At 35.6% G+C, this 12,791-nt stretch carries 15 protein-coding genes and 1 tRNA gene; 12 read left to right on the top strand and 4 right to left on the bottom strand.

Features of this window, described 5'->3' with window-relative positions:
* From rsmA to CUU59_RS04475, 4 genes are all read left to right on the top strand, one after another.
* A complete protein-coding gene (gene rsmA, locus CUU59_RS04490; RefSeq protein WP_169922856.1) occupies window positions 1-831 on the top strand; it encodes a 16S rRNA (adenine(1518)-N(6)/adenine(1519)-N(6))-dimethyltransferase RsmA in 831 nt (276 codons plus the stop codon).
* A gap of 12 nt (window positions 832-843) precedes the next feature.
* A complete protein-coding gene (locus CUU59_RS04485; protein ID WP_099950798.1) occupies window positions 844-1,146 on the top strand; it encodes an ArsR/SmtB family transcription factor in 303 nt (100 codons plus the stop codon).
* Between the two features lie 118 nt (window positions 1,147-1,264).
* Entirely contained in the window at window positions 1,265-1,495 is a 231-nt protein-coding gene (locus CUU59_RS04480; RefSeq protein WP_075573487.1) for a glutaredoxin family protein, read from the top strand.
* Window positions 1,495-1,692 carry a DUF1858 domain-containing protein gene (locus CUU59_RS04475; protein WP_099950797.1) on the top strand — a complete coding sequence of 66 codons (198 nt, stop codon included), beginning with the start codon at window positions 1,495-1,497 and terminating at the stop codon, window positions 1,690-1,692. The genes CUU59_RS04480 and CUU59_RS04475 overlap by 1 nt, the downstream gene beginning before the upstream one ends.
* Window positions 1,693-1,735: 43 nt before the next feature.
* On the opposite strand, the gene mnmH is transcribed toward CUU59_RS04475, so the two are convergent.
* The 4 genes from mnmH to CUU59_RS04455 all read right to left on the bottom strand — a co-directional run bounded on the left by mnmH (window position 1,736) and on the right by CUU59_RS04455 (window position 5,343).
* Window positions 1,736-2,737, bottom strand: coding sequence for a tRNA 2-selenouridine(34) synthase MnmH (gene mnmH / locus CUU59_RS04470; RefSeq protein WP_099950796.1), 1,002 nt, complete (start codon window positions 2,735-2,737; stop codon window positions 1,736-1,738).
* A gap of 66 nt (window positions 2,738-2,803) precedes the next feature.
* Complete coding sequence (locus CUU59_RS04465; protein WP_099950795.1) at window positions 2,804-3,460, bottom strand: hypothetical protein; 657 nt, start codon at window positions 3,458-3,460, stop codon at window positions 2,804-2,806.
* Between the two features lie 2 nt (window positions 3,461-3,462).
* Window positions 3,463-4,299, bottom strand: a complete 837-nt coding sequence (locus CUU59_RS04460) for a metal ABC transporter permease (RefSeq protein WP_099950794.1) — start codon at window positions 4,297-4,299, stop codon at window positions 3,463-3,465.
* 27 nt (window positions 4,300-4,326) lie between these two features.
* On the bottom strand, window positions 4,327-5,343 hold the full coding sequence (locus CUU59_RS04455) for a metal ABC transporter substrate-binding protein (RefSeq protein WP_169922855.1): 1,017 nt from the start codon (window positions 5,341-5,343) through the stop codon (window positions 4,327-4,329).
* Window positions 5,344-5,496: 153 nt separating this feature from the next.
* On the opposite strand from CUU59_RS04455, the gene CUU59_RS04450 reads away from it, so the two are divergent.
* The 8 genes from CUU59_RS04450 to ribF all read left to right on the top strand — a co-directional run bounded on the left by CUU59_RS04450 (window position 5,497) and on the right by ribF (window position 12,755).
* Window positions 5,497-5,582 (top strand) — tRNA-Leu (locus CUU59_RS04450).
* Between the two features lie 161 nt (window positions 5,583-5,743).
* Window positions 5,744-7,090, top strand: coding sequence for a transcription termination factor NusA (gene nusA / locus CUU59_RS04445; RefSeq protein WP_099950792.1), 1,347 nt, complete (start codon window positions 5,744-5,746; stop codon window positions 7,088-7,090).
* Window positions 7,077-7,358 (top strand): RNase P modulator RnpM, encoded by a 282-nt coding sequence (rnpM, locus tag CUU59_RS04440; protein ID WP_099950791.1) that lies wholly within the window; start codon window positions 7,077-7,079, stop codon window positions 7,356-7,358. The genes nusA and rnpM overlap by 14 nt, the downstream gene beginning before the upstream one ends.
* Window positions 7,351-9,726 carry a translation initiation factor IF-2 gene (gene infB / locus CUU59_RS04435; RefSeq protein WP_099950790.1) on the top strand — a complete coding sequence of 792 codons (2,376 nt, stop codon included), beginning with the start codon at window positions 7,351-7,353 and terminating at the stop codon, window positions 9,724-9,726. The genes rnpM and infB overlap by 8 nt, the downstream gene beginning before the upstream one ends.
* Window positions 9,719-10,072 carry a 30S ribosome-binding factor RbfA gene (rbfA, locus tag CUU59_RS04430; RefSeq protein WP_099950789.1) on the top strand — a complete coding sequence of 118 codons (354 nt, stop codon included), beginning with the start codon at window positions 9,719-9,721 and terminating at the stop codon, window positions 10,070-10,072. The genes infB and rbfA overlap by 8 nt, the downstream gene beginning before the upstream one ends.
* Window positions 10,062-11,033, top strand: coding sequence for a DHH family phosphoesterase (locus CUU59_RS04425; protein ID WP_099950788.1), 972 nt, complete (start codon window positions 10,062-10,064; stop codon window positions 11,031-11,033). Before rbfA ends, CUU59_RS04425 begins: the two co-directional genes overlap by 11 nt.
* Window positions 11,011-11,898 (top strand): tRNA pseudouridine(55) synthase TruB, encoded by an 888-nt coding sequence (gene truB / locus CUU59_RS04420; RefSeq protein WP_099950787.1) that lies wholly within the window; start codon window positions 11,011-11,013, stop codon window positions 11,896-11,898. Before CUU59_RS04425 ends, truB begins: the two co-directional genes overlap by 23 nt.
* Entirely contained in the window at window positions 11,895-12,755 is an 861-nt protein-coding gene (gene ribF, locus CUU59_RS04415) for a riboflavin biosynthesis protein RibF (protein ID WP_099950786.1), read from the top strand. The genes truB and ribF overlap by 4 nt, the downstream gene beginning before the upstream one ends.
* Window positions 12,756-12,791 lie beyond the last annotated feature (36 nt).

The raw sequence follows: 12,791 nt of genomic DNA, 5'->3' as shown, positions 1-12,791 counted from the left end.
TTGACTAGAATTTATCATTTGAATAGGACCAGAGAAATTATTGACTCCTACGGTTTGGATTTTAAAAAGAGCTTGGGTCAAAACTTTTTGATAGACGGCAATGTTTTGAAAAAGATTGCAGAAACTGCGGGCGTAAATGAAGAGTCAAAAATTCTTGAGGTTGGACCGGGTATAGGGTCTCTCACAGAAGAGCTTTTGATTAGAGGGGCGGAAGTCCACTCGATTGAGATAGACCAAAGATTTTTTCCAATCTTGGAAGAAAACCTAGAAGCCTATCCCAAATTTAAATTGTATCAGGGCGATGCGACCAATGAAGAGCTTTTCTCTAAGGCAGCCCAAGGGATGACAGACTTTGTTGCAAACCTGCCTTATGTAGTAACCACGCCTATACTTGAAAATATTTTTACCCTGGGAGAATTTAATTCGGCGACAGTTATGGTCCAAAGGGAAGTTGCTGCCAGGATGACTGCAGAAGTTGGAAGCAAAGATTACTCTGCCTTGTCAGTCTTTGTAAAATATTTTTCGGATGCTAGGGAGGCCTTTGTAGTAAAACCGGGTGGCTTTATACCTAGACCAAAAGTGGACAGCGCAGTTGTCTATATGAAGCTCAAAGATAACAAGGACCACAAGTCTTTTATGAGGTTAGTTCATGCAGCTTTTGGCATGAGAAGGAAGACAATTTTAAATTCAATAAGCATGGGCTTAGATGTTAACAAGAAACTAATAGAAAATGCCTTGGTAGATATTGATATTGATCCAGGGAAAAGAGCTGAGAACTTAGGCTTGGAAGATTATATCAAGCTAGAAGATAAGTTGAGAGACATATTATAAGTGGAGGTAAAAATGGAAGAAAATTATATTTTTAATGAAGATACTGTATACGATTTTGTAGAGATGTTAAAGGCACTTGCTGATTCAAGCAGGCTAAAGATTATTCATGCACTTATGGATGGGACCTTGTGCGTGTCAGATATTTCTGAAAAGACAGGTCTTGGCCAGTCTCTAGTAAGTCATCATCTGAGCATTTTAAGAGCTGTAAGAGCTGTTAAGCCGAGAAGAGAAGGAAAAAATATTTTTTATACAATCGACGATGATCACGTAAAAGATATCTTTGTAAAGGGAATGAACCATGTTTCCCATAAATAAATAGTTTTTATAAATGGAGGCAAGGGAATATGGCCTTCATTTTTTTATTGAGAATTTTGTTTATTTTATATTAATTAGGGTATAAAAAGAATATGGAAAACTAGGAGGTATATGTAATATGAAAAAAATAGTAATTTATACAAGTGATAATTGTCAATTCTGCCACATGGCAAAAGATTGGCTAAAAGAAAACAACTTCGAATTTGAAGAAAAGAATATCAGCGAAGACAAGGAAGCTATGCTTGACCTAAGAAAACAAGGTTTTGCTGGCGTTCCAGTAATTTTTGTTGATGATGAAGTTATTTTAGGATTCAACCAAGAAAAACTTGAAAAGGCACTAGGACTATAATGAGCGAATTCAAAGTTACCAAAGACACTTATCTAAGCGAGCTTTTAGAGAAAAAACCTGAAGCTGCTTACATCTTGATGAGCTATGGAATGGCTTGCGTAGGATGCCCTGCAAGCTTGATGGAAACAGTCGAAGAGGCTAGTATGGTCCACGGTCTTAACCTTGATAGGTTAATGGCTGACTTAGAAAGATTATAAAATAAAAGCCTACGCATTTGATTTTTGCGTGGGCTTTTTAATTTTACATATTTATTAATTTTAAAATTTCCTTGGCGCACTGGGCGTCATTTTTATTTTCAATTACTATTGTATTTGCATCTGGTTTAAATTTGTAATTGTGGTCGTAGTATTTTTCACAGAGAATTTTTGCTGCCAGCTTGTATTCTTTTGATTTAATACTACTTACAACAGCCTCATAGTTTTCTTTTGAAATATATTTTTCAATATTGGATAGGGCTGCCAAGAGCTCGGAATCCGCAGATTGATTTACATATTCAGAGATAAGCCTATCTACTCTATATTCAATAGGAGATTTGATATAAATCTTCTTGGCTACTAGCATCTTGTCCCACAAGTCTTGGGGAAGGACGATATTTCCGATGCGTTTACTTTCGCCTTCAATTAAAAAGTTTTTATCAGTTGAATGTTTTAATTGTTCAAAGAGCAGGGCTTCAAAGGTTTTTTGTGAATGAGCCCTGCCCATACCAATTGAACCCAAGACAGAGCCCTTGTGATTTGCAAGTGCCTCTAAATCAATAACTGGATAATCTTTTTTTAAAATATTTAAAATATTTGATTTTCCTGAACCAGTTGGCCCATAAAGGGCGATTAGATTTATTTCTTTAATCAAATTAGGCAAATTAGCATTGACGATTTGCCGGTAGTGTTTTATGCCACCTTTTAGTTGGCAGACATTGTAGCCCAGGCTAAAGAATAGGGCAGCCACAGTCTTTGACCTAAATCCACCTCTGGAACAATAAAAGACAATTTTTTTATCCTTGTTGTCGACAAGTAAGTCTAAAAACTCTTTTAACTTTACTGATCCAAATTCCAGGGCCCTTACTTTAGCTATGTCTTTTTCGCCATTGTCATAAAGGGTTCCCACAATTTTTCTCTCTTCGAAATTTAAGATGGGCATTGATAGAGCCCCTGGTATGTGGAAGTCTTCGTATTCTTCCTGTGTTCTCACATCTATTAATATTGAATTTTCATTTATTTCATCATAATCTATAATATCGTACATAAAACCTCTAGGGGAATATTATAACAAGAGATAAATTAAAAATCAAATTAATTTTATGAAAAAACTTTACTTCAAAGTAAGAACTGCTTCTTTTATTCTGCAAAGTTTCATGGGAACGCCTTCGACTTGGTAGGGTTCTAGAATTCCTTCAACTAAAACTTCAGTTCCATCCTCAGGAATTTGGTCAGGCTTATTTTTAAAAGCAATTTCTAAGCCTTGGGCGCAGCACTGGAGGGCGTCCTTGATTATGCAGTACTGGCTCTCTCCATTACCGTCTGCGCTAGGGTAGGTGTAGAGGAGGCCATTTACCCGAATGGATTTACCTGCGGCTGCGTCAGGATCGGTGACAATCATATAGACAGTAGCAAATATCATATCAGCACCCATGTCTGTCAGGTCAAAATTGTAGCCGCTGTCATTTTTATTTTGCTCTTCGAGTTCGTCAAGCAGGTCTTTTGTATTGGCCATTTCAATATTGTCTAAATTTGCATTATCTGTGTTTGTTTTGTCCTGATTTTTATTTGCATCGAATAAAATTTCGCTTTTTTTATTTTTTTCCTTTAAATTTTGCTGGCCCATTTGCTTTCTGATGTCATTTTTTACATTCTGGCTATTTATATTATTATCAAGCAAGTCAATAGGATTTTTATTTTCTTTTTGGCAGGATAAAAAAACTATTAAGATTAATATAATTATAGAAAATTTGATTAAAGTCTTTTTCATATTTAAGTCCTTTTTCCGATGATACTAGCAATCATAAATACGAGCGCATTTATAAATACAATTGTTGGACCAACTGGCAGGCCAAAAACTATGGATACGCAGATGCCAAAAACAGCCATTAGAATAGAGGATATGGCTACAAAAATGCTAATCATTTTAAAGGATTTGCAGATTTTTACGGCTGCCATAGTGGGGAATACCATAAGAGCACAGACCAATAATGATCCTACTAGTCGCAAGGATATTGAAATTGTAAGAGCGATTATAATAGCGAGTATGAGATTTAGTTTTTCTAAATTTAGGCCGCTTGCCTTGGCATAGGATTCATCAAAAGTCAGCAAGAAAATTTTATTGTAATAGAAAATAAAAAATAAAATTATAATACTTGCAAGTACCAAACATATTAGGACATCAGCCTTTGTAAGGGTGAGAATCGAGAGAGATCCAAACAAAGTCGTGCATACATCCACGGCAACATTTGGCCCGCTTTTAAAAACATTCATAAGCATATAGCCGAGAGCTAGGAAAAATACGCTTATCATAGCAAGTGAAGCGTCGGACCTAAAGCGAGACTTATTTTTCTTTAGTAGGACCACTGATGAAGCGACACTTACAGGGAGTATTAGATATATTTCTTTTGTAAGGCCGATTAAAGAGGCCATGGACATGGATCCGAAGGCAACATTTGATAAGCTGCTACCAATATGACTGTATCTTTTTAAAACCAAAACTAGCCCTAAGAGAGCTGAAGATACAGCTATTAAGATTCCGCTGATAAATGCATATTTAACAAAGGGAAACTGCCAATATTCAATTATCTTATCAATAAAATTAATCATAAATCACCTTTGATAAAATTATTGAAATTATTCCAGGCCTTGAACAATTGATTTTAAATTGTCTCTCATATAGTCGATGTAGGTTGATTCTTGGGCCAGGTCTTTGTTTATGCTTTCCATCGAATTTAATTTTAAAATTTTAATGTCCTTTTTGGAATTTTCTATTATAGTTCTTGCAATTTTACCATCTGAGTCAGTGAGGGTAAATACATAATTTATATTTAGCTCGTCGAGTTTTTTTACTAAAAATACAATTGTGTCAAAGCTGGCTTCAGCATCAGCAGAGCAACCAGTAAAGGCTGCGTAATAATCCAAATCATAATCTTCAGTTAAATATCTAAAAGGAAAATGGTCAGCAAAAATTAAGGTTTTTTCTTTTGAAGAATTAATTCCTTTTATATATTCATTGTCGAGCTCAGTCAATTTTTGTAAATAATTATTTAGATTTTTTGCGTAGAGATCTTTATTTTTACTATCAATATCAGATAATTTTTCTTCGATAGCTTTGCAAATTTCTTGGGCGTTTTTAATGGACAACCATACGTGTTCGTCTTCATGGTGGTGTTCATGGTCGTGATCGTGGTCGTGTTCATCATTATGATCATTGTGATCGTGGTCATCATGTTCGTGGTCGTGGTCATGGTGGTCTTCCATACCTTCTTTTATTTCTTCGTCCAGAATATTATCTTTAAGAACATCCATTAGCTTTATTACTTTTAGATCAGGATTTTCTGCTAAAATCTTTTCTGCCCACTTGTCTGAATGCGACCCAAGATATACAAATAAATCGCTATCTTTAATTTTTTTAATATCTTCTGCTGATGGTTCATAATTGTGAAGGCTAACGCCAGTGTCTGTAAGGTAAGAAATATCTACATCTCCGCCCTTGGTAATTTCTCTAGCCCAATCATAAGTTGGGAAAATATTTGTAACTATATTTAATTTTGCTTGTGTCTCAACAAGAGAATCCTTGTTGGTACAAGCGTTTGTTAAAAATAGTAGGCCAATAATTAATACATATAAAATAATTTTTTTATTTTTCATTTTTTTCCTCCTAATGAAATCAATAATCATTATCAATTTATATTACTATTAAATTTTAAATTTGTCAAGACGAGTTTTTCTTTTTAAAAATAAAAAAAGACTTGCAATTTGTTAAAATAAATAGTATAATAACATCATTGTTTTTGAATACGGGCCGGAGTGGCGGAATTGGCAGACGCAGTGGATTCAAAATCCACCGGTGATGAGCCGTGCGAGTTCGAGTCTCGCCTTCGGCACCATTAAAGAGGAAGTTCAATAGGACTTTCTTTTTTATTTTTTTCTGGCAAACGTTAGAATTCTAACATTTGCCCTTGTATTATAAAATCTTTTATGTTAGAATATATATAGATGAGAAAGAGTGGCCAGAACCACTCTTTTATTTGTGAGTTGGGAGGTTTAGATGAATAGGGAATTTATAGAAGCTTTAGATGAAATTGAAGCAGAGCGTGGTGTTCCTAAGGACGTTATAATCGAATCGATTTGCTCAGCCTTGGTTTCAAGCTACAAGAAAAACTACAATACTGCAAGCAATGTCGAAATAGACATTAGTATCTCAGAAGAAGATGGATCTGTTCATGTTTTTAATCTGAAAAATGTGGTGGAGGAAGTTGAAGACGAAGCTACAGAAATTAGCTTAGAAAATGCTCAAAAGTATATTGCAAACCCAAGCCTTGGTGATGTGGTTAAAGTTGAAATTACTCCAAAAGATTTTGGTAGAATTGCTGCACAAACTGCCAAGCAAGTTGTAATTCAAAAGCTAAAGGACGCTGAAAGAGAAGTAATTTATAATGAATACATCGACAGAGAAAATGAAATTATAACAGGTCAAATCAATCGCATAAGAGCTAATAGCTGCTATGTCGATTTGGGCAGACTTGAAGGCGTCCTTCCATCTGTTGAACAAAGTATGAATGAGACATATACTGTTGGCGATAAACTAAAGATGCTTATTACAGAAGTTAAGAAAACAGGTAAGGGCGCTCAAATAGTTTTAAGCAGGAGCCATCCAAACCTGGTTAGAAAACTTTTTGAATTGGAAGTGCCTGAAATTTCTGAGGGTACTGTGGAAATTTTCCATGTAGCCAGGGAAGCTGGCAGCAGATCTAAGATTGCAATCTTTAGCCGTGATCCAGATGTAGATCCGCTAGGAGCTTGTGTTGGTTTCCAAGGAACCAGGGTTAGAAATGTTGTAAATGAATTAAACGGTGAAAAAATCGACATCATAATCTGGAGCAATGACATGTCCGTATTTATTAAAAATGCCCTTGCACCAGCTACTGTCACAGAAGTATTTATAGATGAAGAAGAGCATTCATCAGTTGTATTTGTTCCTGAAGATCAGCTCTCGCTTGCCATCGGTAAGGAAGGTCAAAACGCAAGGCTTGCTGCCAAACTTACCAATTGGAAGATCGATATAAAGAGCGACAAGTATTTGGATGAATACAGGAAAGAATATGAGTCAATGATGGCTAATAAATCTGCTGAAAAAGAAAATCACGAAGATGATTATGATGACATCTACGATGATTATGAATCTGACTATGAATTTACTGACACAAACTATGACGATGAAGAAGACGCAGATTATAGCAAAATGAAAAATTATTATTCAAACGATTACTATGATGACGAAGATGAAGTCACTGATTATGACTTATATAAAGACGAATTAGACAAGTTTGAAGATGTAGATGACGAAGACTTAGATATGGATTTAGACGAAGAAGATTTATATGACCAAGACTAAAAAAGAGGTTTTAAGAACTTGTATTGTTTGTAGGAAACAATTCTTAAAGGAAGACCTTATTAGAGTTGTTAGAACTGCGGACAGTTTAGTCGTGGTTGACAATACAGGGAAAATAAATGGTAGAGGTGCCTATATCTCAAAAAACGAGGATGTCATTAATGACAAGAATTTGAGATTTAGGATTCAAAACGCTTTAAAGGTCAAGTTTTCAGATGAAGAATTTGAAAAGCTTTTAAGCGATATAAAGGAAGGAGCTATGCTTGAGTAAAGTTAGAATATACGAATTAGCCAAGGAATTAAATATATCTAGTAAGGATATGCTTAATATGCTTTCTGCTCTTAATATTGATGCAAGTTCACATATGGCAAGCATTGATAAAGAATTGGCAGATAAAGTTATTGATCAAGTTACGCTGGCAAGAAAAAAAGTTGAAGCAAGACTTATTGAACAACAAAATAAAGATAAAAAAGACAGGCAACAAAAAGATTTTAAAAATAAGAATCGCGGTGAAAATCGCGGTGATAGAAGAAGAGATGGACGCGATAACAGAGATAATAGAGACAACCGCAACAAGGATAATAGAAATAAAAAGCCATTTAATAAAAATAATGATTTTAGGAAAGAAGATTTTAAAAAAGATGATGGCAGAGATTTCCATAAGAAGCCAATTAAGAGGCAACAAGATAAAGAGGAAAGCCTCGATACTTTTGTAGTTGAAAAACCTAAAATCAATATGAACAATAAAAAGAAATCCAACAACCGCAAATACGAAGAAAAAAGATTCGAGGATGAAAACAAGGATTTCTTTGAAAAGACCAGACAAAAAGAACGCAAGAAAAAGAAAAAGAAAGAGGATACTCCTAAACAACCTGTGGAAGATTTGGTAGTACAAGTTCCAGAGTCCATCACTGTTGGAGACTTTGCAGAACTAATTGGTGCTTCTTTGAGTCTTGTAATGGGCAAGTTAATCCAATTGGGCATGATGGTTACCCAAAATGAATCTATAGATTACGACACTGCAGAGATCCTTGCAGAAGAGTTCGAAGTTACAGTTGAACCTCAACTTTCTAATGAAGAAATCATTTTGGATGAATTTGATTTAGACTTTGAGGATAAAAAAGAAGACTTAAAGCCACGTCCACCTGTAGTTACTGTCATGGGTCACGTTGACCACGGTAAGACAAGCTTGCTAGATGCTATTAGAAATGCTCGAGTAAGAACTGGCGAAGCAGGAGGAATTACTCAACACATCGGTGCTTACACTGTAAATATTGATGGGAAAAAGATTACCTTCTTGGATACTCCAGGCCACGAAGCTTTTACTTCTATGAGGGCTAGGGGTGCTGAGATTACAGATATATCGATTCTTGTTGTAGCTGCTGATGACGGAGTTATGCCACAAACAATTGAGGCTATAAACCACTCAAAGGCTGCAGGCGTTCCAATTATTGTTGCTATCAACAAAATGGATAAGCCAACAGCAAATCCAGATAGAATTAAGCAAGAACTTTTGGAACAAGGTCTAACACCAGAAGATTGGGGCGGCACAACTATTTGTGTTCCTGTTTCTGCTAAGGAAGAGCAAGGCATTGATGACCTTCTAGAAATGATTTTACTTGTAAGTGAAGTTTCAGAACTAAAGGCAAATCCAGATAGACTTGCAGTAGGTACCATTGTAGAAGCACAATTAGACAAGGGCAGAGGCCCTGTTGCAACAGTCCTTGTTCAAAAGGGAACTCTAAGAGTTGGAGATGACATTGTTTCAGGTATTGCATCTGGTAGAGTAAGGGCGATGTTTGACGACAAGAATAAGCCAATTAAAAAAGCCGGTCCATCTACACCAGTACAAATTCTTGGCTTATCTGATGTACCAGAAGCTGGCGACTTACTCTACGCTTGTGAAGATGACAAGACAGCTAGAAATATTGCAGACCGTAAACGTGAAATGTTAAGAGAACAAGAACTTCGCGACAAGACCAAGGTAAGTCTTGACTACCTATATGATCAAATCAAAGCTGGCGAACTTAAAGACTTAAATATTATTATCAAGGGTGATGTTAGGGGTTCAATTGAAGCACTCAGCAATTCACTACTCAAGGTTTCAAACGATGAAGTTAAAATCAATATCATTCACACTGGAGTAGGTGGCGTTAGCGAAAGTGACGTTATGCTTGCTGAAGCATCAAATGCTGTTATCATTGGCTTCAACGTAAGACCAAGCTTGCCTGCAATTGATATGGCTGAAGAAAAAGATGTTGACATCAGAACATATAAGGTCATTTATGAAGCTATAGAAGACGTTGAAAATGCTGTAAAGGGTATGTTAAAACCTGTTATTAAAGAACAAGTAATCGGCAGGGCAGAAGTTAGAGATACATTTAAACTTCCAAACGGCACTATCGTTGCTGGTATTTATGTACTAAGCGGAAAGATTACAAGAAATGCAAAGGTTAGAATCCTAAGAGATGACGTTATGATTTTTGATGGAGATGTTTCATCACTCAGACGCTTTAAGGATGACGTAAGAGAAGTTCAATCAGGCTATGAAGCAGGTATGAGCATTGATAAATTCAACGACGTTAAAGTTGGAGATGCCTTTGAAGCTTATGAAATGGTAGAGGTAGCTAATGAATAACAGAAGACAGGAAAGACTAAATTCAGAAATCATTAAGGTGGTTTCAACTGCTCTTAGGGAAATTCGCGACCCAAATGTTTCAGATATGACAACACTTACTGAAGCTTCAATTACAAATGACTTTAGCTTCTGTGATCTAAAGTTTTCTGTAATGGGAACTGAGAGAGAAAAAGAAAAAACTATTGAGGCTTTACAAAATGCAGAAGGTTTTTTCAAAAGCCATATTGCAAAAAATATTAGGATGAGAAAAATTCCTGAGCTGAGAATTAAACTTGATGAATCAATTGAGTATTCAAGCAGGATTAACAAAATTTTAAAAGGACTTGATCTAGAAGATGAAGATTAAAGATAAGGCTATAAAATTTATGGAAGCCGTGAATAAGGCTGAAACAATTTTTATATCTAGTCATATTGGGGTGGATTGCGACAATATTGGGTCTGTAACCGCCCTATTTGGCGTTTTAAAGGGTATGAATAAGGACGTTTATATGCTGGAGTCCGACACGATGCCAGACGCCTATAAATTTTTGCCAAACATAAATGAGTTAAGGAATCCGGAGTCAATTGATTTTGCTCCAGATTTATATGTATCTTTGGACTCAGGCGATTTAAATCGCCTTGGTCCCAATGTGGAAACTTTTAAAAATGCAAAGTATAAAGTTGTAATCGATCACCATGGTACAAATCCTGGCTATGGAGACTTAAATATAATTGATCCAGAGATGAGTAGCACTTGTCAACTTTTGTATGAAATTTTCGAGGCTCTTGAGCTTGAAATATCGAGCAATGTTGCAACTTCATTATTTTCAGGAATTTCTACAGATACTGGTAGATTTTTGTATGATAATGTCAGCCCAAGGACTTTTGAAATAGCAGGTAAATTAATAGAGCTTGGCGCTGATAGGAGCCTTGCCAATTTCAATTTATTTATGAATAGGCCTCTTAGAAAGCTTGAGATCTTAAAAGTTGGTTTGGACAAGTCTGAGTTTTTACTTGACGGCTATTTGGCTATAACTGACATTAGTCAAAAAGATTTAGAGGATACAGGTGCAAGTGTTGATGACTTGGACGAGATTGTAGCCTTTATTAGAGATACAGAGGGCGTCGAAGTTTCTGCTATTATAAAAGAATACGGAGATAATTTTTACAAGGTCTCCTTGAGAAGCAAAACCTGTGTGAATGTTGGCAAACTTGCTCAGGACTTAGGCGGTGGCGGCCATATTAGGGCTGCAGGTGCTAGTGTTTACGGAAATATTGAAGAAATAAAAGAAAAGATAATTGCCTATGTTAGAGAAAACAAGTGTTGATGGCCTGATTTTAATAGACAAGGCCGAGGGAATTACAAGCTATGATGTAATTCGGAAAATAAAAAAAATACTCAAAGACTTAAATATTAAAACTAAAATTGGTCATGCAGGGACCTTAGATCCCTTTGCAACTGGGCTTTTAGTCGTGCTTTTGGGCAGGTATACAAGATTATCTGATTATATTATGGATGCCTCTAAAGTTTATTCTGGTATAGTTGATATAGGAAATGCAACAGACACTGGCGACTTAACTGGAAATGTTATTGAATCAAAAGATGTATCTGTAGAAGACGTAGACAATCTTATAATTAATTCCAAAGATTATATTGGAGATTTTATGCAAACTCCTCCTCAGTACAGTGCGCTCAAACATAAGGGCAAACCCTTATATGAGTACGCTAGAAAAGGCGAGTTTGTCCACAAAGACCCCAGGCCAATTAAAGTGACTAGTTTTGAGATGAAAAAAGAAGATGATCAAGTGACTTTTAAGACTGAGGTTTCAAAGGGCACATATGTCAGGACTCTTGTCGAAGATTATTGTAAAGAATATGGAATTCCTGCAAATTTAAAGAGCCTAAGGAGAGAAAGCTCGGGTTCATTGAATTTGGAAAAGGCTATAGGTATCGATGAATTGAATGCGGATAATTTTTACCAATCAATCCTCAAAATAGATGACATTAAGACTTCATATGAAAAAATAGATTTGGATAGAGATAGTGTTGATAAACTATATAACGGGATAAGGATTGAAAGCTCTTTAGAAGATCAAGGACCTCTTCTTTTATCAAATGAAGGAAAAGTTTTTGCCCTTGGTGAGATTAGGGAAGGTCTTATTAGGACGATTTGTTTTTTAGGTGACAAATGAAATATATAATTACAATTGGAAATTTTGACGGCCTACACAAGGGCCATCAAGAAATCATTAATAAAACAAAAAATATGGCTGATGATTTAAATGTAAAATCTAGACTTATTACTTTTAAATCTCATACCAGGAGCTTGGATTCTTTAATTCTATCTCCAGAGGACAAGCTTTCTATGATAAAAGACATGGGCATAGATGAAGTTGTGGAATTGGATTTTAGCGAAGTCAAGTCCATGAGCCCAAAAGAATTTTTAGATGCATACTTTGAAGACGCCAGGGGAATTATCGTTGGTGAAGACTTTAGGTTTGGTCAAAATCGAGCAGGATCTAGTAAGGACCTGATCGAATATGGATTAAGTAAAGATATTGAAGTTAAAATCATCAAAGACTTGTATTCTGATGATGAAAAAATATCCTCTACCCACATAAGAGACCTATTAGAAGAGGGCCAGGTCCATAAGGCTAGCGAACTTTTGACTTATGATTTCTTTGTTAAATCAAAGGTAGAACACGGCTATAGGCGTGGGGAAACTCTTGGTTTTAAAACGGCAAATATAAATTGGCCAGACCATATAGTAAAGGTCAAGTATGGGGTTTACTATACAAACTTTGAGGTTTATGGACAGATTTATGACGCCATGACCATGGTCGGCGTTGCCAAAACTTTCAACAAGGACTTTTCCTGCGAGTCTTATATTTTCGATTTTGACAAGGATATTTACGACAAGGAAGTTAAATTATATTTTAAAGATTTTATGAGAGAGAATAAAAAATTCGGTTCCAAAGAAGATCTTATCTTGCAACTCAAAAAAGATAAAATAAAAACCTTAGAACTTGCAAGTTTATATGATAAATAGCTTTACAATTTAATGTTTTTATGTTAATATATAGGC

Source organism: Ezakiella peruensis (genome assembly GCF_900215725.1).
GTDB classification, from domain to species: domain Bacteria; phylum Bacillota; class Clostridia; order Tissierellales; family Peptoniphilaceae; genus Ezakiella; species Ezakiella peruensis.
The sequence above is the reverse complement of the archived record's forward strand: the minus strand, read 5'-3'. Positions and strand labels throughout refer to the sequence as shown.